An 817-nucleotide genomic window follows, 5' to 3' on the forward strand; every position below is an offset into this window, starting at 1 on the left:
AATCCGTATCGCGGGTGCGAACATGGCTGCATCTATTGCTTTGCACGGCCGACGCATGCCTATCTGAACCTGTCGGCGGGCCTTGATTTCGAGACGCGGCTGATTGCCCGGCCCGGCATTGCAGCGGTGCTGGAGCAAGAGTTGCGGGCAAAATCCTACGCGCCGCGGACGATCGCGCTTGGTACCAACACCGACCCGTACCAGCCCATCGAGGCCGCCCATCTGCTGATGCGGCAGATCCTCGAGGTTCTTTCGGTCCACCATGCGATTTTCAACACGCTGCGTTTCTACGAAGCGCGGACGGCGATCGTTTTCTGCAAAACGCGCGCCAACGTGAATCATCTGCTGGCCCGCATGTCGAACCGCGGCTTTCAGGCTGTCGCCCTTTCGGGTGAGCTGAGCCAGCAGGAGCGGACACATGCCCTGCAATCGCTGCGGGACNGCCGTTCCAAGGTGTGTATCGCGACCGATGTCGCGGCACGCGGGATCGACCTTCCGGGGCTGGATCTGGTGATCCACGCCGATCTGCCGTCCAACTCCGAAACCCTTCTGCACCGTTCGGGCCGTACAGGCCGCGCGGGTGCCAAGGGTGTATCTGCGCTGATCGTGCCACAGGCCGAATTCCGCAAGGCACAGCGGCTGCTGCAGTGCAGTCGTGCTGAATGGCGGCGCCCCCTTGGCAGAAGATGTGCAGGCCAAGGATGACGAACGTATCGTGACCCATCCGACCCTGACCGCTGACGTGGGTGAGGAAGCGGATCTGGGCCGGTCGTCTGATCGAGCAGTTCGGCGCACCCAGCGTTGCTGCCGCCTTTTA

Annotated in this window: 1 pseudogene; it reads left to right on the plus strand. The window is 62.7% G+C overall.

The features are described from left to right. Positions 1–261: 261 nt before the first annotated feature. Positions 262–817: pseudogene (locus tag TR36_RS14085) on the plus strand (helicase-related protein); the annotation flags it as partial.

The sequence above is a fragment of the Falsirhodobacter sp. alg1 genome (assembly GCF_000739715.2).
GTDB lineage: Bacteria > Pseudomonadota > Alphaproteobacteria > Rhodobacterales > Rhodobacteraceae > Falsirhodobacter.